At 63.6% G+C, this 20,161-nt stretch carries 18 protein-coding genes; 16 read left to right on the forward strand and 2 right to left on the reverse strand.

All coding sequences use genetic code 11. The features are described from left to right. Nucleotides 1–304 precede the first annotated feature (304 nt). From dnaK to ACYCVF_RS17340, 13 genes are all read left to right on the forward strand, one after another. Entirely contained in the window at nucleotides 305–2,206 is a 1,902-nt protein-coding gene (gene dnaK, locus ACYCVF_RS17280; RefSeq protein ID WP_459598242.1) for a molecular chaperone DnaK, read from the forward strand. Between the two features lie 245 nt (nucleotides 2,207–2,451). Further along, nucleotides 2,452–3,591 (forward strand): molecular chaperone DnaJ, encoded by a 1,140-nt coding sequence (dnaJ, locus tag ACYCVF_RS17285; protein ID WP_061023591.1) that lies wholly within the window; start codon nucleotides 2,452–2,454, stop codon nucleotides 3,589–3,591. Nucleotides 3,592–3,679: 88 nt separating this feature from the next. Continuing rightward, nucleotides 3,680–4,279: a class I SAM-dependent methyltransferase gene (locus ACYCVF_RS17290; protein WP_459598244.1), complete on the forward strand. Its 600-nt coding sequence runs from the start codon at nucleotides 3,680–3,682 to the stop codon at nucleotides 4,277–4,279. Nucleotides 4,280–4,336: 57 nt separating this feature from the next. Next, nucleotides 4,337–4,915: an NADPH-dependent FMN reductase gene (locus ACYCVF_RS17295; RefSeq protein ID WP_459598246.1), complete on the forward strand. Its 579-nt coding sequence runs from the start codon at nucleotides 4,337–4,339 to the stop codon at nucleotides 4,913–4,915. A gap of 6 nt (nucleotides 4,916–4,921) precedes the next feature. After that, nucleotides 4,922–5,632 (forward strand): orotidine-5'-phosphate decarboxylase, encoded by a 711-nt coding sequence (gene pyrF, locus ACYCVF_RS17300; RefSeq protein WP_459598248.1) that lies wholly within the window; start codon nucleotides 4,922–4,924, stop codon nucleotides 5,630–5,632. Between the two features lie 20 nt (nucleotides 5,633–5,652). Beyond that, nucleotides 5,653–5,958, forward strand: a complete 306-nt coding sequence (locus ACYCVF_RS17305) for a DUF1330 domain-containing protein (protein ID WP_061023583.1) — start codon at nucleotides 5,653–5,655, stop codon at nucleotides 5,956–5,958. Between the two features lie 381 nt (nucleotides 5,959–6,339). Next, nucleotides 6,340–7,641: a calcium-binding protein gene (locus ACYCVF_RS17310; RefSeq protein ID WP_459598251.1), complete on the forward strand. Its 1,302-nt coding sequence runs from the start codon at nucleotides 6,340–6,342 to the stop codon at nucleotides 7,639–7,641. Nucleotides 7,642–7,815: 174 nt separating this feature from the next. Further along, nucleotides 7,816–9,501, forward strand: coding sequence for a type I secretion system permease/ATPase (locus ACYCVF_RS17315; protein ID WP_459598253.1), 1,686 nt, complete (start codon nucleotides 7,816–7,818; stop codon nucleotides 9,499–9,501). Beyond that, nucleotides 9,498–10,862: an HlyD family type I secretion periplasmic adaptor subunit gene (locus ACYCVF_RS17320; RefSeq protein WP_459598255.1), complete on the forward strand. Its 1,365-nt coding sequence runs from the start codon at nucleotides 9,498–9,500 to the stop codon at nucleotides 10,860–10,862. Before ACYCVF_RS17315 ends, ACYCVF_RS17320 begins: the two co-directional genes overlap by 4 nt. A gap of 45 nt (nucleotides 10,863–10,907) precedes the next feature. After that, nucleotides 10,908–12,101, forward strand: a complete 1,194-nt coding sequence (locus tag ACYCVF_RS17325; protein WP_459598257.1) for a helix-turn-helix transcriptional regulator — start codon at nucleotides 10,908–10,910, stop codon at nucleotides 12,099–12,101. Nucleotides 12,102–12,142: 41 nt separating this feature from the next. After that, the gene (locus ACYCVF_RS17330) at nucleotides 12,143–13,186 is read left to right on the forward strand and encodes a M23 family metallopeptidase (protein WP_459606566.1); all 1,044 of its coding nucleotides are present in this window, start codon (nucleotides 12,143–12,145) and stop codon (nucleotides 13,184–13,186) included. Between the two features lie 140 nt (nucleotides 13,187–13,326). After that, on the forward strand, nucleotides 13,327–14,142 hold the full coding sequence (gene dapB, locus ACYCVF_RS17335) for a 4-hydroxy-tetrahydrodipicolinate reductase (protein ID WP_459598261.1): 816 nt from the start codon (nucleotides 13,327–13,329) through the stop codon (nucleotides 14,140–14,142). Nucleotides 14,143–14,165: 23 nt separating this feature from the next. Then, entirely contained in the window at nucleotides 14,166–14,789 is a 624-nt protein-coding gene (locus ACYCVF_RS17340) for a 2,3-bisphosphoglycerate-dependent phosphoglycerate mutase (RefSeq protein ID WP_459598263.1), read from the forward strand. Between the two features lie 214 nt (nucleotides 14,790–15,003). On the opposite strand, the gene ACYCVF_RS17345 is transcribed toward ACYCVF_RS17340, so the two are convergent. Both ACYCVF_RS17345 and ACYCVF_RS17350 read right to left on the reverse strand, forming a co-directional pair. Beyond that, complete coding sequence (locus ACYCVF_RS17345) at nucleotides 15,004–15,900, reverse strand: methylated-DNA--[protein]-cysteine S-methyltransferase (RefSeq protein WP_459598265.1); 897 nt, start codon at nucleotides 15,898–15,900, stop codon at nucleotides 15,004–15,006. A 54-nt stretch (nucleotides 15,901–15,954) separates the two neighbouring features. Continuing rightward, nucleotides 15,955–16,488, reverse strand: coding sequence for a DUF2244 domain-containing protein (locus ACYCVF_RS17350; protein ID WP_459598267.1), 534 nt, complete (start codon nucleotides 16,486–16,488; stop codon nucleotides 15,955–15,957). Nucleotides 16,489–16,510: 22 nt separating this feature from the next. Here ACYCVF_RS17350 and nth point away from each other — a divergent pair, with 22 nt between their 5' ends. From nth to ACYCVF_RS17365, 3 genes are all read left to right on the forward strand, one after another. Further along, a complete protein-coding gene (nth, locus tag ACYCVF_RS17355) occupies nucleotides 16,511–17,263 on the forward strand; it encodes an endonuclease III (protein WP_459598269.1) in 753 nt (250 codons plus the stop codon). A 140-nt stretch (nucleotides 17,264–17,403) separates the two neighbouring features. Then, entirely contained in the window at nucleotides 17,404–18,540 is a 1,137-nt protein-coding gene (locus ACYCVF_RS17360) for an HlyD family secretion protein (protein ID WP_459598271.1), read from the forward strand. Continuing rightward, entirely contained in the window at nucleotides 18,527–20,155 is a 1,629-nt protein-coding gene (locus ACYCVF_RS17365) for an MFS transporter (protein WP_459598273.1), read from the forward strand. Before ACYCVF_RS17360 ends, ACYCVF_RS17365 begins: the two co-directional genes overlap by 14 nt. The last annotated feature ends 6 nt before the right edge of the window (nucleotides 20,156–20,161 follow it).

Raw genomic sequence — 20,161 nt, forward strand, 5'->3', positions numbered from 1 at the left:
AGTCCGTCTTTTAGCGGGTTTGGCCTTGCCGCAACAGGGCGGGGCCGATTGCGGTAGCGGGGGCTTGCCGTGGCCCGGACCTGTTAATAATTCCTCACCCGCAAGGGCGGTGGAGGCCGGACATCATCTTCCAAAACCCAATGTTTTCGCGGCAGAAACGTAGCTTCGGTCCTTGCGGGCCCCTCCCCCCCTCCTATATGAGCCTCAATCATCGCAATATCGCGGATGTTTGATCTTAGGGGGTTTCGGTTCGGGTGCCTTCTGGGCCCAGCCAACCTGCCGCAAAAAGAAGGGTATCAGGACCATGGGAAAGGTCATTGGGATCGACCTCGGCACCACGAATTCGTGCGTCGCCGTGATGGATGGCAAGAACGCCAAAGTCATCGAGAATTCCGAAGGCATGCGCACGACGCCTTCGATCGTCGCCGTGACGGATGACGGCGAGCGCCTCGTCGGCCAGCCGGCCAAGCGTCAGGCCGTTACCAATCCCGAGCGCACCTTCTTCGCAGTGAAGCGCCTCATCGGCCGCCGCTACGACGACCCGATGGTCGAGAAGGACAAGAAGCTCGTCCCGTACAAGATCGTGAAGGCTTCCAACGGCGACGCCTGGGTCGAGGCCGACGGCCAGACCTACTCGCCCTCGCAGGTCTCGGCGTTCATCTTGCAGAAGATGAAGGAGACCGCGGAAGCCCATCTCGGCCAGAAGGTCGATCAGGCCGTCATCACCGTTCCCGCCTACTTCAACGACGCCCAGCGCCAGGCGACCAAGGACGCCGGCAAGATCGCGGGCCTCGAAGTGCTGCGCATCATCAACGAGCCGACCGCGGCCGCGCTGGCCTATGGCCTCGACAAGACCAAGACCGGCACGATCGCCGTGTACGACCTCGGCGGCGGCACCTTCGATATCTCCATTCTCGAGATCGGCGACGGCGTGTTCGAGGTGAAGTCGACCAACGGCGACACCTTCCTCGGCGGCGAAGATTTCGACATGCGCCTCGTGGGCTATCTGGCCGATGAGTTCCAGAAGGAGCAGGGCATCAACCTGCGCAACGACAAGCTCGCGTTGCAGCGCCTGAAGGAAGCCGCCGAAAAGGCCAAGATCGAACTGTCCTCGACGACGCAGACCGAGATCAACCTGCCCTTCATCACCGCGGACCAGACCGGTCCGAAGCATCTGACGATGAAGCTCACCCGCGCCAAGTTCGAGGCGCTGGTCGACGACCTCATCCAGAAGACCGTCGAGCCCTGCCGCAAGGCGCTGAAGGATGCCGGCGTCACCGCCGGTGAGATTGGCGAAGTCGTTCTAGTCGGCGGCATGTCGCGCATGCCGAAGGTCCAGGAGGTTGTGAAGCAGTTGTTCGGCAAGGAGCCGCACAAGGGCGTCAACCCGGACGAAGTCGTGGCGATCGGCGCCGCGATCCAGGCCGGCGTGCTCCAGGGTGACGTCAAGGACGTGCTGCTGCTCGACGTGACCCCGCTGTCGCTGGGCATCGAGACGCTGGGAGGCGTGTTCACCCGCATCATCGACCGCAACACCACGATCCCGACCAAGAAGAGCCAGGTGTTCTCGACGGCCGAAGACAATCAGAATGCCGTCACCATCCGCGTCTTCCAGGGCGAGCGTGAAATGGCGGCCGACAACAAGATGCTCGGCCAGTTCGACCTGATGGGCATCCCGCCGGCTCCGCGTGGCATGCCGCAGATCGAGGTGACCTTCGACATCGACGCCAACGGTATCGTCAACGTCTCGGCCAAGGACAAGGCCACGGGCAAGGAGCAGCAGATCCGCATCCAGGCCTCGGGTGGTCTGTCGGAAGCCGACATCGAGAAGATGGTCAAGGACGCCGAGGCCAATGCCGAGGCGGACAAGAAGCGCCGCGAGGCCGTGACCGCCAAGAACGAGGCCGACGGCCTGGTGCATTCGACCGAGAAGGCGCTTGCCGAGCACGGTTCGAAGGTCGCCGAGAGCGAGCGACGCGCCATCGAGGATGCCGTCAGCGACCTCAAGGAAGCGCTGAAGGGCGACGATGCCGAGGCGATCAAGGCCAAGACCCAGACGCTGGCGCAGGCTTCGATGAAGCTCGGCGAGGCCATGTACAAGCAGCAGGCCGAGGCCGACGCCAAGAAGGATGCGGCCAAGGACGACGTCGTCGACGCGGAATTCACCGAAGTCGACGACGACAAGAACAACAAGAAGTCCGCCTGAACCCCGAGAGGGTGATGATGCGGACGGCCTGGACCCCACACGCTTCTTCGGCCTCCTCCTTCGCGGGGGAGGCCGTCGTGTCGAGATCGCGGGGGTACGCTTCCGCTACGATCGATCAATTTCCAGCCGTTATTCTCAGCGCTGCCAGGCCGCTCCCTGCCGCAAGGCGGAAGGGCGCTCATGTCGTTGCGTGGCAGCGTTGTTTCGCCCCAACTTGAATCGCGATTGGATAGACCGAGCTCATCATGTCCACGTCCACCAAGCGCTGCTATTACGAAACCCTGGAAGTCGAACGCGACGCCGACGAGTCCAAGCTGAAATCGTCGTTCCGCAAGCTGGCGATGAAATTCCACCCCGACCGCAATCCCGGGGATGAGACCAGCGAAGTCAAGTTCAAGGAAATCAACGAGGCCTACGAGGTCCTGAAGGACAAGGACAAGCGCGCTGCCTACGACCGCTACGGCCACGCCGCATTCGAGCAGGGCGGCGGCTTCGGCGGCGGGGGCGCCGGTTTCGGCGCGGGCTTCGCCTCCTCCTTCTCCGACATCTTCGAAGACTTGTTCGGCATGGCTGGACAGCGCGGCCGCGGTGGCCGCGAGCGTGGGGCCGACCTGCGCTACAACATGGAAATCACCCTCGAGGAAGCCTTTGGCGGCAAGACCGCGCAGATCGAGATACCGGTCTCGGTCACTTGCGAGGCCTGTTCGGGCATTGGCGCCAAGGCCGGCACCAAGCCGAAGACCTGCTCGACCTGCGGCGGCGCCGGCCGCGTGCGGCAGTCGCAGGGCTTCTTCACGCTCGAGCGGACCTGTCCCGGCTGCCAGGGTCGCGGTCAGATGATCGAGGATGCCTGCCCGTCCTGCTCGGGTCAGGGGCGCGTCACACGCGAGCGGACCCTCTCGGTCAATATTCCGCAAGGCGTCGAGGATGGCACACGGATCAGGCTCGCCGGCGAGGGTGAGGCCGGGGTCCGCGGCGGTCCGCCCGGCGACCTCTACATCTTCCTTTCGCTGGCCCAGCACCAGTTCTTCCAGCGCGACGGCGCCGATCTGCATTGCCGCGTGCCGATCTCGATGGTGACGGCAGCGCTCGGCGGCGAATTCGAGGTGCCGACGATCGAGAAGAGCAAGGCCAAGGTGAAGGTGCCGCCCGGAACCCAGTCCGGTCGCCGTTTTCGCATTGCATCAAAAGGCATGCCGGTGCTGCGCTCGCGCCAGATGGGCGACATGTACGTCCAGGTCGTGGTCGAGACCCCGCAGAACCTAACCAAGAAGCAGCAGGAATTGCTGGCCGAGTTCGACAAGCTCTCCTCCGGCAACACTCAGCCGGAATCGGAGGGCTTCTTCGCCAAGGTCAAGGATTTCTTCGGCAATCGGGCGAATTGACTCGTCTTGACCGTATCGCCTTCGGCCTATACGTCTTTATGACCATTTTCTGACACGCCGCGGTCCCGCGGTCCCGTCCGGTCCCGACATGCCATTGCCATCGTCCGCGCGTGCGTTGAAGAAGCCTCGTCTCGATGACGAGGTACGCTTTCTCAGGTCGTGGATCGAAAAGCCACTGCACATGGGCGCGGTCATGCCGTCGGGCAAGCTCCTGGCCCGGACCATGGCTCACTATGTCGATGTCGATTCGGACGCCCCCGTGGTCGAGCTCGGGCCCGGCACCGGTGCGATCACCTCGGCCCTGATCGAGCGCGGCGTCGACCAGAAGCGCCTCGTCCTCGTCGAATACAATCCCGGCTTCTGCGCGCTGCTGCGCGACCGCTACCCACAAGCCAAGGTGGTGCAGGGCGATGCCTATCGTCTCCGCGATACGCTCTGGAACGTCCTGAGCGCACCGGCCAGCGCCGTCGTCTCGGGCCTGCCGCTGGTCACAAAACCGATGCTGACGCGGCTGCGGCTCATCCGTGACGCCTTCGCCGCGCTCGCGCCCGGCGCGCCCTTCATCCAGTTCACCTATGCGGTGGTGCCGCCGATCCCGAAATCGCTTCCCGGCGTGTCCACAGAGGCTTCGGAACGGATCTGGATGAACCTTCCGCCGGCCCGCGTCTGGGTGTATCGCAAGGATTAATTCCGCCGGCTCCTGCTTTTGCGCGGCGGGCTCGTTTCGCCGAACGCATGGGATTGGATGTCTGCTCCCAAAATCCTGATCATTCCCGGCTCGCTGCGCACCGGCTCGCACAATGCGAAGCTTGCAGCGCTCGCCGCGTATGAATTCGCCCAGGCCGGCGTCGACGTCACCCGCATCTCGCTGGCGGATTTTCCGATGCCGATCTACGACGGCGATCTCCAGGCCAAATCCGGCGTGCCCAAGCACGCCATCAATCTCAAGCGCATGATCGGCGCCCATCACGGCATCCTCATCGTCTCGCCCGAATACAACGCCTCGGTGCCACCGCTTCTCAAGAACGCGATCGACTGGGTCAGCCGCGTGCACGAGTTGCACGAAGCGCGCGGCGAGGTGTTCCGCAACCGCGTGTTCGCGCTCGCGGGCGCCTCGCAGAGCCGGCTCGGCGCGGCCCGCGCGCTCCAGGCCTTGCGGCTGATCCTCTCCTCCTGCCACGCCAATGTGATTGCCAGCCAGCTCACGCTCGCCTTTGCCGACCAGGCCTATGACGATATGGACAGGCTGAAGAACGAGGGCGATATCGCCGCGTTGAAGGAGCTGGTAGCGCAGTTGATCGACGTTTCCCAACGCATGATGTGAGGTGACATGACGCCAGCCGAGATCGCCCCCAAGGACCGCCTGATCGTTCCGCTCGACGTGTCGAGCCCGGAGGCTGCCGAGGCGATGGTCGCAAGGCTCGGCGACAGCGTCACGTTCTACAAGATCGGCTATCAGCTCGCCTATGCCGGCGGCCTGCCGTTGATCGGCAAGCTCGCCGGCAAGGGCAAGAAGGTGTTCGCCGATCTCAAGATGCACGACATCGGCAACACCGTGATGCGCGGTGTCGAGAGTGTCGCCAAGCTGGGGGCGACTTTCGTCACCGTCCACGCTTATCCGCAGACCATGAAGGCGGCGGTCGAAGGCCGAGGCGGATCGAGCTTGAAGATTCTCGCGGTCACGGTGCTGACCTCCTACAATGACGACGATCTGCACGCGGCCGGATATCGGCTCGGCGTCTCCGAGCTGGTCGAAGCGCGCGCGCAGCAGGCGCAGGTGCTCGGCATCGATGGACTCGTCTGCTCGCCGGAAGAGGTGGGTGCCTTGCGCAAGATCGTCGGACATCAGATGAACCTCGTGACGCCTGGTATCCGTCCGGCGGGCGCACCGACCGGCGACCAGAAGCGCGTCATGACGCCGGGCCGCGCGATCGCTGCAGGCGCCGACTATCTCGTCGTCGGACGGCCGATCCTCGAGGCCGTCGACCCCAAGGCGGCGGCCGACGCAATCCAGACCGAGATCGCGCAAGCGCTCGGCTAATTCAGAAAGGGAGAACGACGATGGCAAAGGGTTACTGGATCGGGCGTGTCGACGTGAGCAATGACGAGGGCTACAAGCCCTACGCGGTCGCCAACGGTCCGATCTTCAAGAAATGGGGCGGCCGTTTCGTCGTCCGCGCCGGCAAGTTCACCACCGTCGAAGGTGCCAGCCGCAACCGCAACGTCGTGATCGAATTCCCCGACTACGAAACCGCGCTCGCCTGCTACAACTCGCCGGAGTACCAAGCCAACATCAAGGTGCGCCAGCCGCACTCGATCGCCGACCTCATCATCATCGAAGGCTATGACGGTCCACAGCCGTCATAGAAGGCGGCGCGTACCGTCGTTCTTCACGTGAACGAGGGCGCCAATCAGCGCGCCCTTCGCCTGAGCCGCCGGCTCGCCGAATTGTGGCGAGATCGGCGCCCAGGTACCTGCCCGCCGGACGCAGTGGAGCGGTTCCAGTCCTTCTTCTGAAGGGGATTTTCGCCACTCCACCTGCTCCCGCAGCGCTGCTCACTCAGCCTCATTCCAAGGATTCTTTTGTCCCCAAATGGGGATTGCGACGCTGCCCAATTCTCATTCAAGGTTGCTTTGCTCGAACTGTACAACAGGGACGATGAGAAGTCAGCTCAAGCAACGCAGACGTCCCTGACCGGAGGCAAGCCTACCCGCATCACGACAACCTTGAATCAAGGAGCGGAAGTCATGGCACTCATCAACGGAACGGCAGGCGACGATATCATTCCTGGAACGGCAGCTGACGACCAGATCAACGGGTTGGCAGGCAACGATACGATCACCGGGTTGGACGGCGCCGACCTCGTGAACGGAGGCGCGGGCGACGACAACATCGATGGCGGCGCCGGCGACGATACGCTGAATGGCAATGCCGGTGTCGATACGATCGCCGGTGGCGATGGCGACGACACCATCAGCGGTGGTGCGGGAGACGACAATCTTTCGGGTAATGCCGGCCTCGATACGATCCACGGCAACGCCGGCAATGACACGATCGACGGCGGCCTGGGAAGCGATCAGCTCTATGGTGACGCAGGCGCCGACTCCATCCACGGTGGAGATGACGATGACGCCGTCTACGGCGGCGCCGGAGCCGACACCCTTTGGGGAGACGCAGGCAATGATACGCTGAGTGGCGATGCCGGCAGTGACACGCTGCACGGCGGCCTCGGCGACGACACGCTGAACGGAGGCCTCGGCGACGATGTCATCAATGGCGACGAGGGCAATGACACGCTGAACGGCGGTCTCGGAAACGACACGCTGAACGGCGGTGCCGACGATGACGTCCTGAATGGCGGCGCCGGCAATGACACGCTGAACGGCGACGACGGCAACGACACCATGAATGGAAACGCCGGAGCCGACCTCATGGATGGCGGCGCCGGTACCGATACGATGTTCGGCGACGCCGGAGACGACACCATGTCGGGCGGCGCCGGAGACGACACCATGAATGGCGGTGACGGCGCGGACGACCTCAGTGGCGGCACCGGCAATGATACGCTGAACGGCGATGCCGACGATGATACTCTTGCCGGCGGCGACAACGACGATACGCTGAACGGCGGAGACGGCGCCGACACGCTCGCGGGCGGAAATGGCAACGATACGCTCGCCGGCGGCGCAGGCGATGACGAGCTGGATGGCGGTAACGGCAACGACGTCCTCGACGGCGGCACGGGAGACGACGTGCTGACGGGTGGTGCGGGCGCCGATACCTATAACTTCGGTGACGACACCGCCACCAACTTCGGTGATGACCAGATAACGGATTTCAGTCTCACCGATGGTGATCTGATCCACGTCGATGCTGCACCGGGCTTCGACCCCACCTCGATCGTAGTCGACGATGATGGCACGAACACTGTGCTCGACTTCGGCTTCGGAACGATTCAACTCGACGGCGTCACCGGTGGCGCAACGCCATTCACGACGATCGACGACATCAATGTGCTCGCGGGGTCCACGGTCATTGAAGTCGTGTGAGGCCCGTTCGGCGGGGCGGCTACCGGTCCGCCCCGCCGTACATTTCTGTAGTCTGTACTAGTCAGTCGATAACATTGCCTGCCGGTCATGTATTTGCGTCCGCCTGAGGGCCCAGCGCCTGGTAAGAGATCGCTGCTCGGATTGATTCCGGGGCGGTCCGCAGTCGTGTGGGTCGTGGCCTTCAGCATCTCGGTGAACCTGCTGCTTCTGGTCGTCCCACTCTATTCGATCGAGGTGTTCGACCGGGTGATCAGTAGCGGTAGCGTTGAAACGCTCGTCGGTCTTACCATGATCGCCGCAGCGGCTCTCGTCTTTAGCGCCGCTTTCGATATCCTGCGTAGCCGCCTCCTCAGTCGGTTCGCAGTTGGCTTCGAGCGCTGCGTCGCTCCAATTGTGCTCGAAGGCACCATCGTGGACGCGGCAAGTCGCGGCGATGGAGGGACGCACGATCTCGTCAAGGTCCGCGAGCTGAGGACCTTCCTGTCGAGCGGCACCGTTACGACGCTCATCGATGCGCCTTTCCTCCCTGCCTTCATTCTCATCCTGTTCTTCCTCCACGTTTGGTATGGTGCCATCGCCCTGGTCGGGACGGCAATTCTGCTGGTGATGGGCATCATCAGCCGGCGGATCGCGCGCACCGAAACGGCCGAAGCATCGGGTGCCGCCCTGCGGACGCAGGCGGCTCTGGATGGGATCGTTCGGCATGCCAGCCTCGTGCGCGCGATGGGGTGGACCCTTGGCGCAGTTCGGGAATTCATGCGGCTCAACGATCAGGCATTGTCGCCCGTCGTTCGAGCCAGTGAACGTGTCTATGCAATTGGCGCCGCCGCGCGCATGGTAAGGACGATCCTGCAGATTGCCGCGATCGGAGCGGGCGCTTGGCTGGTTCTTCAAAATGAAGTGCTGTCGGGCAGCCTGATCGCGAGTTCACTGCTGATCGCGCGCACGCTCCTGCCCATGGAAAGCCTGATCTCGGCCTGGCGTGCGCTCACATCCGCGCAGGAGGCCTGGATACAGGTCCAGGCCGCCGCTGCGCCGGTGCTGGCGCGAAAGAGGAAGACATTGCTTCCGATGCCGTCCGGCAGGCTGGTCGTCGACCGCGTGGCTTACCGACCCGCTGGAGCCAAACGTCCCATTCTCGCGGGCATAAATTTCGAGTGCCGACCCTCACAGATTGTCGTTGTCATAGGTCCGACGGGAGCTGGGAAATCGACCTTGCTGCGGCTGATGGCGGCCCTCGAGCTGCCGAGTAGCGGCACGATCCGGCTGGATCATGCCGCTCTCCATAATTGGGATGCCGATCAGCTCGGCAGGTTCGTCGGATATCTTCCCCAGGACGTGCAGCTTGTGGGCGGCACCGTCGCGGAGGCGATCGCCGGATTCGACGAAAGCGCGCGCGACGAAGACATCACCGCGGCAGCGATGCTCGCGCAAGCGCATGACATGATCCTTTCCCTGCAATCTGGCTATCAGACGGAGATCGGTCGCGACGGCAGCAAGCTCTCTGGTGGTCAGCGCCAGCGGATCGGCCTTGCGCGAGCGTTCTTCGGCGACCGCAAGTTGATGCTGCTGGACGAACCAAATGCCAACCTCGACCCGGAAGGCGAGGAAGCACTCTGCTCTGCGGCTCTGCAAGTCAAGGCGCGCGGCGCAACGCTGGTCATCGTGACGCACAGGCCCCGCCTCCTGACGATCGCGGATGCCGTATTGCTGCTGAGAGATGGCATGCAGCTCGCCTTTGGCCCGCCCAGCAAGGTTCTGCCCCTGCGTCTATCTGACGTCACACCGATTTCGAAGTCGACCGACGGCCACCGCGAAGGAGAGACCCGCGTGCTCAGGACCGGAGGAGGGGGTCGATGACGTCACAAGGCCATGCTCGCAACATCGTCATTCCCCGCCATGTCGTGACCGACGAGCGGTGGGCAACATTCAATGAACCACGCTCCGACATGCGGCGCATCGTGGTGTGGGGGTGTGTGCTCCTCATTCTGCAGTTCTGCTGCATCGGCGTCTGGGCGACCACCGTGCCGCTCCGCAGCGCTGTCGTGGCGTCCGGCTTCATCAAAGTGCATTCAAAGCGCAAAGCCGTGCAGCACCTCGAGGGAGGCATCATCAAGTCGATCCTCGTCAGAGAGAATGATCGTGTCCAGGCCGGTCAAGTGATTGCGCGGCTCGATACCACGCAGATCGAGGCGATGCTCGGTTCGCTCGAGACGAAATTGTTTGCGGACCTTGCGATGGAAACGCGATTGGCCGCCGAACAGGCTGGCGAAATGGAGATCCGGTTTCCGGATGAGCTGCGGACGAGTTCTGCTGCGGCCGCGCGCGTTGCCGTACTGACCCAGCGGGCCGAGTTTGCGGCGCGGTTGACGGCGATCGACGGCGAGCGAAAGCAGATTGATCAGCAGATGCTGCAACTGGAGGATACCATTCGCGGCCTGGAGGGCGACACGAAGGGGGCAGAGCAGCAAATTGCCCTTCTGAAAGAAGAGATCGCGGATACGAGTTCCCTGCTCGCCAAGGGGCTCGCGCGGAAGCCGCGTTTACTGGCTCTGCAACGGAGCCAGGCTGAAACGGAAGGGCAGATCGCCCGCAATGCAGCATCAATCTCGCAGGCACGAACAAAGATCGCCGAACTCGACGATAGGCGTCGACAGCTGGAGCTGAACCAGAAGCGGGACATCGCAAAGCAGCTGCACGCCACCAGCCAGGAGATTGGTGATCTTCGACATCGAATTGCCGCGTTGCGTGATCAGCTTGTTCGATCCGAACTGCGTGCACCTGAAAGTGGGAAGGTCGTCGGCCTCAACAGCAGGGATCTCAGTGCCGTGCTTGCGCCCAGGGAAACTCTTCTGGAAATCGTCCCCCTTCAGGATCGGCTTATCATCGAGGCAACGCTGAAGCCGACGGATAGGCAAGAGGTCTATGTCGGACAGACGGCGCGCGTGCGCGTCCTCGCATTGAACATCCGCCGAATACCGATGCTGGATGCGAAGGTCGTCGCAGTTGCCGCGGATGCGCTGAATGACCCGAAGACGGGCGTCGCCTCCTACATGGCGGAGCTCGAGCTAGGAACCACGACGCAGACAGCATATTACCTTTCGTCATTATTGCCCGGAATGCCCGTCGAGGTGTTCGTCGAGACGGGAGAAAGAACCTTTGCGGAGTATTTACTGCAGCCCATGGTGCTGCGGATCCACCGCGCTTTCAGGGAGAGTTAGGCTGCTGGCGCAAAGCCGGCGGCATCGTTATTGCGGGAGGAGCGCTTGCACGAGAATGGCAAGGTACTGCCCCATTGGCAGAATGGAGTCGGTTTCTACCCAACGGAGAGCGCGCGCTCGACGATCGATGCCGAGGGTCTGGTAGAACAGTTTGCGAGACCTGCCGACCAGAGCGTCGGCCAGATGGCGATGGAGCATTTTGGGAGAGGGATTGCGGAGCTGCTTGAATGCCGCAGCTGCTATATTGCGGCGGCAATGCGTCGAGCTTCCGGCCAACAACTGCTACAGGCGCGGATCGGGCAGGCGAACATCGATCCTTCATGCACGGCCATGGTGGCGCGAATTGCTCGCAAGGGCGCCAGTACAGGCTGTACGCTGCTCGAACCGGTCCATCTGCGCACGACTTTCGTGCGAAAGCTGATCGGACCCGAGCCCGATTTGAAAGGTCATTCCGTGATAGGACGGTTCGCCGCTTGCGACGGCGTAACGGTCGTCTTTGTTGCGGGATGGCGTCAATCGGGACTCACGCGTGCTGAGGTTCCGTGCCTGGTGCGCGCGGTGCGTGCGATCTGGGAGACCGCCCACGATCTGGCGCGATTGCAGCAGCGCCAGGAAGATGCGGCGACTTGGCTTGGGGTTTTGGCGTTTCCTGCCCTCATCGTCGACGAAGATCTTCGCATTCACGAAATCAACGGCAGCGCGCAAGCGCTGATGGCCAAGGGCGAACTCCTCAAGGCGAATGGAGACAAGTTGGCCGGGCATAACAGTTCGGTGACGGCCGCCTTGAGGGAGGCGATTCGCGAATCATTGAGTTCGTGCGCCGATCGGGAGTGGCTGGATACAACCGTGCCTCTTTCAACCGAGCGCGAGCGGTTTGCCTTTGCCAGAATTGGAGCTGCGCCGCCGCCTTGCGATACCGGAAAGGCGCTTGTCATCGTGCCGCAGTTCGATGAGGTGTCGGGAGCGCACCGCATTGCCGCGGCTTTCGGCTTGAATTTCGCGGAAGAGCGGATTGTCACTCGGATCCTTCAAGGTAAGTGTCCACGAAAGATCGGTGCTGAACTGCGGCTAACCGAAGCCACAGTGAGGACCTACACCAAGCGCATAATGCTCAAACTGGGAATCAACCGGCAATCCGAGTTCTTTGTGCTTCATCATCTCACGCAATCGCCGTTCGGCTCGGGCCTGCGCGAGAAGTCGGTCCGCCAGTTTGCTTCCGTCTCTCGGTTGATCGGATAGGTGATGCTATGTTTGGAGAGGCCTGAAGACCTCAAAAATCGATGTTCGAAGCGTTCATGATGACACCAACCCGTCCGCTCGCAACGAGCTCCTTCCTTCTTTCGACCGCGATTGTGGTCCTTGCGCTCGCAACGCCCGGAAATGGCCTTGCCGAAGGCATCCAGCTGGGAATGCCGATCGCCTGCGAGCCCGGGAAGACCTGCTACATCCAAAATTATACGGATCGGGACTCGTCGCCGGCGGCCAGGGACTACAAGTGCGGCACGCTGACATACAATGGGCACAACGGAACTGACTTTCGGCTCCCCTCGCTGCAGGCGCAACGGGCTGGCGTTGACGTTCTCGCGTCCGCAAGCGGACGCGTCCTTCGAACTCGGGCAAATCTGCCGGACGGAGCGTTTCAAAAAGCCGCGCGCGAGGCTGTTCGTGATGTCGAATGCGGCAATGGCGTTCTGGTCCAACACGACGACCATTGGGAAACGCAATATTGTCATTTGGCGACGGGCAGTCTTCGGGTGAAGCCCGGCGACTCCGTAACACGAGGGCAGCCGCTCGGCCGGGTAGGTCTATCGGGCTTGACCGAGTATCCTCACCTCCACTTCACCGTCCGGCACAACGGTTCGATCATAGATCCTTTCGCCCATGGCTCGAGCCCGGAGTCCTGCGGCGGAGGAGAGATGCTCTGGGATCCCGCACTGCGGACGCAGCTTCGCTATCAAGAACGGGTCGTTCTGAACACGGGGTTTGCGACGACCCCGGTGACGATGGAATTCATAGAGGACGGAAGAACGGACGCCGAATTGCCTTCGGCGACCTCGGCGGCAATTGTCGCCTTTGTGCGTATCATCGGTTTGAAATCGGGCGACGTTCAGCGACTTGTCGTCAGCGGGCCCTCCGGCAGGATGATTGCCGAGAACAACACTGCGCCCGTCGATAACAATAAAGCGCAAGCGTTTCTATCCACCGGTCGGAAGCGCCCCGCCAACGGCTGGGATCCGGGCACCTACAAGGCCGAGTACACTGTCGAGCACGCCGGCCAAGTCGTGCTGAGAGAGCTCTGGGAACTTCCGGTTCGACCGAATTGATCCGATGTTTTCCTGGGGTCTGCGAGAGCCCGCAATTGCCGGGCCATGGTTGAAACCCCTCGTCCGCGCATCCCCCTGGTTCCCCATCGGTTGCCCAAACGGCCCGCGACCGGTAATAGGGCCATTGAAAGGATCGCACCATGTCCGACATGCGCTTGATTGTTGCGGGAGCCGGCGGCCGGATGGGCCGGGCGCTGGTGCGGGCGATTGCCGAGAGCAAGGGCGCGGTGCTGGCGGGCGCGCTGGAGGCGCCCGGTTCGGAGCTGCTCGGCAAGGACGCCGGCGTGCTCGCAGGCCTGTCGGCCAATGGCGTCAAGCTGTCCGCCGATCTCTGGGCGATGTCGAAGGATGCCGACGGCATTCTCGACTTCACCGTGCCGGCGGCGACCATCGCCAACGTCGCGATCGCCGCCGAGCGCGGCATCGTGCACGTGATAGGCACGACCGGGCTGTCGGGCTCCGACAACTCCGTGATCAAGAGCGTCACCAATCGCGCGGTCGTGGTGCAGTCCGGCAACATGAGCCTGGGCGTCAACCTGCTCGCCGCCGTGGTCAAGCGCGTTGCCAAGGCACTTGACCAGAGTTTCGACATCGAGATCGTGGAAACCCATCACCGCATGAAGGTCGATGCGCCCTCGGGTACGGCGCTGATGCTGGGCCAGGCCGCAGCCGCCGGCCGCGGCATAACCCTCGATGACCATTCCGAGCGTGGTCGTGACGGCATCACCGGCGCCCGCCGGCCGGGCAATATCGGTTTTGCCTCCTTGCGCGGCGGCACCGTCGCCGGCGACCACAGCGTGACGTTCCTCGGCCCGTTCGAGCGCCTGACGCTGTCGCATCAGGCGGAGGACCGCATGTTGTTCGCCCATGGCGCGCTCAAGGCGGCGCTGTGGGCGCACGGCAAGACGCCGGGGCTTTACTCGATGGCCGACGTGCTCGGCCTCGCCGATTTCTGATCGAACCAAACGGAAAGCAGTCAATGAGCGAACGTCTTCTCGTGCTCGTGCGCCACGGCCAGAGCGAATGGAATCTGAAGAACCTGTTCACGGGCTGGAAGGACCCCGATCTCACCGAGCTCGGCGTGAACGAAGCCAAGGAAGCAGGCCGCAAGCTGAAGGCACAGGGTCTCGTGTTCGACGTCGCCTTCACCTCGGTGTTGACGCGCGCACAGCACACGCTCGATCTCATCCTCGGCGAGCTCGGCCAGACCGGTCTGCCGACCACGAAGAACCTCGCGCTCAACGAGCGCGACTACGGTGATCTCTCCGGTCTCAACAAGGATGACGCGCGCAAGAAGTGGGGCGAGGACCAGGTGCTGGTCTGGCGCCGCTCCTACGACGTGCCGCCGCCCGGCGGCGAAAGCCTGAAGGACACGCTGGCGCGCGCGCTGCCCTATTACGTGCAGGAAATCCTGCCCGCCGTGCTCAACGGCAAGCGCACTTTGGTTGCCGCCCACGGCAATTCACTGCGCGCGCTGATCATGGTGCTGGAGAAGCTCTCGCCCGAGGGCATCCTGAAGCGCGAGCTCGCCACCGGCGTGCCCATCATCTACCGCCTCAACGCGGATTCGACCGTGGCCTCGAAGCTGGATCTGGCGGGGTAAAGCATGATCCGGAAAAGTGCGCAGCGGTTTTCCGAAAAGATCATGCTCAAACAATAGCCTAAAGCGCGACGATTCATCCTCATCTCATCGCGCTTTAATAAACACCGTCATTCCGAGGCGCCCAAAGGGCGAGCCCGGAATCTCGAGATTCTCAGGTGCGCAATTGCGCACCGTAGTTCAATGCTTCGCATCGCCCCGGAACGACATCAGAGAGTCACTGCACCCCGAGCTGCCCCGCTTCCCAGCCCAGCATCGCCTGCTTGCGGGTGATGCCCCAGTGGTAGCCGGTGAGCGTGCCGCTCTTGCCGAGTGCGCGGTGGCAGGGCACGACGAAGGAGACCGGGTTCTTGCCGACCGCCGCGCCGACGGCGCGTGAGGCCTTCGGACTGTTGATGTTGCAGGCGATGTCGGAATAGGACACCGCGCGTCCCATGGGAATCTTCAGCAGCGTCTCCCACACCCGCACCTCGAAATCGGTGCCGATCAGGACCACGCGCAGCGGCTGGTCCGGTCGCCACAGCTTCGGGTCGAAGACACGCGACGCAAGCGGCGCAGTGCCTTCGTGATCTTCCACATAAGCGGCGTTCGGCCAGCGCCGCGTCATGTCGGCAAGTGCGATCTTCTCTTCGCCGGGATCGGCGAAGGCGAGCCCCGACAGGCCGCGATCGGTGGCGATCACGATCGCGGTGCCGAACGGCGAGGGATGGAAGCCGTAGCGCAGGGTGAGGCCGGCACCGCCGTTCTTCCATTCGCCCGGCGACATCGCTTCGTGCGTGACGAATAGATCGTGCAGCCGGCCCGGCCCCGACAGGCCGGAGTCGAGCGCGGCGTCAAGAATGCTGGCGGAATCCCTGAGCAGGTTCTTGGCGTGGTCGAGGGTGAGTGCCTGCATGAAGGCCTTCGGCGTGATCGAGGCCCAGCGGCGGAACAGATGGTGCAGCTCATCCGGCGTGACGCCGGCCGCATCCGCCATCGCCTCTATGGTCGGCTGCGCGCGCCAGTTCGCCGAGATGAAGGCGATCGCCCGGCGCACCGAATCATAGTCGCGCAACGCGGCGTTCTGGGTGCCCGGCCTGGCCAGGCGCTGGTCATGTATCGCGAGGGTCATCATGACCGGAAATGTAGGAGAAGGGCTGGCTCGAAACCACCCGATTCCCGACTGTGCTCAGGTCACGGGATTGTAGGTCGGCCCCCGCCGTGCGGCGTTGATGGCCGCAACCAAGGCGTTGTAAAAACTTGCCTTTTCTTCCGGCCCGAGAAAGCCGGCAATGAGCAGCCGGCGCCCGCGCGAGATCAGATAGAGGTGCTCGATGCCGTATTCCTCGTCGATCTCCTGGTCGAGCCGGACCCAGAGCGGGTTGAATGTCCATTCGGCCACCTGGCCACGATGGCTGACGCGCCGCACGCGCAGTTCCGACGGCGTCACCACGAACTCCTCGCTGGCCCGCGCCGCGCGGAAATTGACCTTGAAGGCCCACCAGATCACCAGCACGTCGAGCCCGAAAAAGCCGAACACCGGCCAGGCGCCCATCATCAAAAAGGCGAGGCCGGTGACGAAGCTGACGACGCTGAGGAACAGCATCACGGCGAGGAAGCCGGCGCGGTTCAGCGAGCGATGTGGCCTCAGCAGCGCCGAGAAGATCTGAGGCTCGTCCTCGCCTTCAGATCTCTCGCGCTCTATTTCGTTGCCTGTGCTCATCGTCCCTCAGTATATCCCGATCATGGCGAAAATCACCCGCAAGCCGGCCCCGCCCAAAGCGGCGGTGCCGAATAAAAAGGCAAAGCCGGTCGCGGCCAAACCGAAAGCGCCTGCGAAGAAATCGCTCAAGGCCACGAAGCCCTGGACGCCGGCCGAGATCCGCGAGGTCTTCAGCCGTTTTCGCAAGGCCAATCCGGAGCCGAAGGGCGAGCTCGAGCACGTCAATCCGTTCACGCTGCTGGTTGCCGTGGTGCTGTCGGCGCAGGCGACCGATGCCGGCGTCAACAAGGCGACGCGCGCCTTGTTCGAGCTCGCCGACACGCCGCAGAAGATGCTCGATCTCGGCGAGGAGCGCCTGCGCGAGTACATCAAGACGATCGGCCTCTATCGCACCAAGGCGAAGAACGTGATCGCGCTGTCGGCAAAGCTGCTCAGCGAATTCGGCGGCGAGGTGCCGCGCACGCGTGCCGAAATCGAATCGCTGCCCGGCGCCGGACGCAAGACGGCGAACGTCGTGCTCAACATGGCGTTCGGCGAACACACCATGGCGGTCGACACGCATGTCTTCCGGGTCGGCAACCGCACCGGACTTGCGCCCGGCAAGACACCGCTCGAGGTCGAGCTCGGTCTCGAGAAGGTCATCCCGGCCGAGTTCATGCTGCATGCCCATCATTGGCTGATTTTGCACGGCCGCTATACTTGCCTCGCGCGCAAGCCGCGCTGCGAGGTCTGCCTGATCAACGATCTCTGCCGGTGGCCGGAGAAGACGGTGTGAGTAACTGATTCAAAGTCATTCCGGGGCGATGCGCAGCATCGAACCCGGAATCTCGAGATTCCGGGTCTGGTCCTTCGGACCATCCCGGAATGACGGCGGTGAGATTCGAGTTCAAGCACAGCCGCTTTTGGAGTGATGTCGTGAGTCAACAAGAGCAAGTTCCATCGTCGTCTCCCACCGCAGCGCCTGCCCCACCGCCGAAGCCGACGCAGCGCCCCGCCACCTCGCTCTGGAGCCGGCTCGCGATCCCGCTGTTTGCAGTCGTCGTTGCGCTCGCCTTCGTCGCGCTGGCGACGTTGCGCTTCGACGAATGGGTCGGTAATGCCGTGATCCAGACCACCAATGACGCCTATGTGCGCGCCGAGCTGACGCGGCTGTCGAGCCGCGTCTCGGGTGAGGTGCTCACCGTAGGGGTCACCGATTTCCAGCGCGTCAAGGCCGGCGATCTCCTGATCCAGATCGATCCCGCCGATTACGATGCGCAAGTCGCGCAGGCCGAAGCCGCGGTCGCCGCGGCGCAGGCCGCGCTCGACAATCTCGCCAACCAGATCGAGCTGCAATGTGCGACGATCGCCCAGGCCCAGGCCGCCCGCCTTTCCGCGGAAGCCATGGAAGTGGAGGCGCGACAGGAGCAAGAGCGCCAGCAATCCCTGTCGCAGACTGAATCCGGCACGCGGCAGCGGCTCGAGCAGGCTGTGGCCGCCTACGCCAAGGCGCAGGCCGACGTGCGCGCGAGCCGCGCCGTGATCGCGGCCCAGCAGCACCAACTCGAAGTCCTGCAAGGCACCAGGAAGCAGCGCGCCGCCGACGTCGCGGCGGCCAAGGCGACGCTGGCGGGCGCGAAGCTGAAGCTTGGTTACACGAAGATCACTGCCCCGTTCGACGGCGTCGTCGGCGAGCGCCAGGTGCAGCCAGGCGACTACGTCAATATCGGCACCAATCTCATCAACGTGGTGCCGCTGCCCAAGGTGTACGTGATCGCGAACTACAAGGAGACCCAGCTCACGCACGTGGCACCGGGCCAGCCGGTCGAGATCACCGTCGACAGCTTTCCGCGCGAGAGGTTGCACGGCAGGGTCGCGCGCATCGCGCCGGCGACGGGCGCACAGGTGGCGCTGCTGCCGCCCGACAACGCGACGGGCAATTTCACGAAAGTCGTGCAGCGCATTCCCCTGCGCATTCAGCTCGACGACGAGCAGCCGCTGCTGGCGCGGCTGGTGCCGGGCATGTCGGTGGTCACCAGCATCAACACTGCGGTTGCGAATGGCGGAAAATGACAGTGCCAGCCGCGAGCCGCTCTCGCGCGGCGGCGTCGCGCCGCAGCCCCTGTTCGCCGTCGCGGCGGTGCTGCTCGGTTCGTTTCTCGCCAATTTCGACAGCCGGCTGACCACGGTCGGCCTGCCCGACCTTCGCGGCGCGTTCTCTCTCGGCTTCGACGAGGGCGCCTGGCTCTCCACCGCCGGCATCGGCTCGCAGATCTTCATCGCGCCTGCGGTGGCCTGGCTTGCCACGGTGTTCGGCCTGCGCCGCGTCCTCGGCATCCCCAGCCTCGTCTACGCCGCCGTCTCCTTCATCATTCCCTTCGTGCACGACTACACGACGCTGCTCGCGCTCAGCGTCGTGCATGGCCTCCTGCTCGGCACCTTCGTGCCGGCGACGCTGATGATCGTGTTCCGCAATCTGCCGATCCGCTGGTGGCTGCCGGCGATCTCGATCTATGCGATCCGCGTCGGTTTCGCGCTGGATACCTCGACCTCGCTGGTCGGCTTCTATGTCGATCATCTCGGCTGGCAATGGCTGTACTGGCAGGGCGTGGTGATCGCGCCCTTGATGGGCCTGATGGTCTATCTCGGAACGCCGAACGAGCCGGTGAACCGCGCGCTGCTCCGCGAGGCCGATTGGGGCGGCATGCTGCTGCTCGGCGCCTCGGTGTCGATGATCTATGCCGGGCTCGACCAGGGCAACCGGCTGGACTGGCTCGGCTCCGGCACGGTCATGGCACTGCTCGCAGCGGGCGCGGTGCTGTTTCTGGCCTTTCTCGTCAACGAATCGCTGGTCAGGCAGCCCTGGGCGCATGTGAACGTGCTGTTCTCGCGCAACATCGGCTTCGGGCTGGTCCTGATCCTGCTCTACACGCTGACGAGCCTGTCCAATGCGTCGCTGGTGCCGAACTTCCTCGCCACCATCGCGCTGCTCAGGCCCGAGCAGAGCGGCCTGCTGCTGCTCACCTACGGCGCGTTGCCGATGTTCGTGCTCGTGCCGGTCTCGATCTGGCTGCTGCGGCATTTCGATACGCGGACGGTGGTCGTCGTGGGCTTTGCCTGCTTCGCCGCGGCCAATCTCTGGGGCACCCAGCTCACCCACGATTGGGCGCGCGAGGATTTCGCCGGCATCGTGCTGCTCCAGGCGATCGGGCAGTCGCTGACCCTGCTGCCGCTGATCATCACGCTGCTGTCCAACTCCGACCCGAGCCGAGCCACCTCCTTTGCCGCCTATATCCAGATCATGCGGCTCGGCGGCGCCGAGATCGGCGTGGCGCTGATGGGCACCTGGCTGCGCGTGCGCGAGCAGGTCCATTCCTTCTATCTCGGCCAGAACCTTGCGGTTGGCGATGCCGATGTGGTGCAGAGATTGAAGCAGCTCGCCGATCACTTCGCCGCCCATGGCACGGGATCGGCGCAGCCGCGCGCGGTCGGCACGCTGGCGGGCATCGTCCAGCGCGAGGCCAATGTGCTCGCCTATATCGACGGCTTCTGGCTGTGCTTCTGGCTGGCGATAGCCGCGCTCGCAATCGTCGCGCTGGTCACCCGCGCGCCGACGGGCCCATTCACGCCCGCGCCGTTCGGCTTCGCCAGGATGCTCTTGCGCAAATGCGGGGTGACGGGGACGTAAGCGGCG

The sequence above is a fragment of the Bradyrhizobium cedriense genome, from assembly GCF_054602315.1.

Coding starts and splice junctions, on each gene's coding strand:
- ACYCVF_RS17350 (WP_459598267.1), bottom strand. CDS start 16,488: ATGAGCACAGGCAACGAAATAGAGCGCGAGAGATCTGAAGGCGAGGAC.
- ACYCVF_RS17365 (WP_459598273.1), top strand. CDS start 18,527: ATGGCGGAAAATGACAGTGCCAGCCGCGAGCCGCTCTCGCGCGGCGGC.
- ACYCVF_RS17320 (WP_459598255.1), top strand. CDS start 9,498: ATGACGTCACAAGGCCATGCTCGCAACATCGTCATTCCCCGCCATGTC.
- dnaK (WP_459598242.1), top strand. CDS start 305: ATGGGAAAGGTCATTGGGATCGACCTCGGCACCACGAATTCGTGCGTC.
- ACYCVF_RS17295 (WP_459598246.1), top strand. CDS start 4,337: ATGTCTGCTCCCAAAATCCTGATCATTCCCGGCTCGCTGCGCACCGGC.
- ACYCVF_RS17330 (WP_459606566.1), top strand. CDS start 12,143: ATGTTCGAAGCGTTCATGATGACACCAACCCGTCCGCTCGCAACGAGC.
- ACYCVF_RS17310 (WP_459598251.1), top strand. CDS start 6,340: ATGGCACTCATCAACGGAACGGCAGGCGACGATATCATTCCTGGAACG.
- nth (WP_459598269.1), top strand. CDS start 16,511: ATGGCGAAAATCACCCGCAAGCCGGCCCCGCCCAAAGCGGCGGTGCCG.
- ACYCVF_RS17340 (WP_459598263.1), top strand. CDS start 14,166: ATGAGCGAACGTCTTCTCGTGCTCGTGCGCCACGGCCAGAGCGAATGG.
- dnaJ (WP_061023591.1), top strand. CDS start 2,452: ATGTCCACGTCCACCAAGCGCTGCTATTACGAAACCCTGGAAGTCGAA.
- ACYCVF_RS17305 (WP_061023583.1), top strand. CDS start 5,653: ATGGCAAAGGGTTACTGGATCGGGCGTGTCGACGTGAGCAATGACGAG.
- pyrF (WP_459598248.1), top strand. CDS start 4,922: ATGACGCCAGCCGAGATCGCCCCCAAGGACCGCCTGATCGTTCCGCTC.
- dapB (WP_459598261.1), top strand. CDS start 13,327: ATGTCCGACATGCGCTTGATTGTTGCGGGAGCCGGCGGCCGGATGGGC.
- ACYCVF_RS17290 (WP_459598244.1), top strand. CDS start 3,680: ATGCCATTGCCATCGTCCGCGCGTGCGTTGAAGAAGCCTCGTCTCGAT.
- ACYCVF_RS17345 (WP_459598265.1), bottom strand. CDS start 15,900: ATGATGACCCTCGCGATACATGACCAGCGCCTGGCCAGGCCGGGCACC.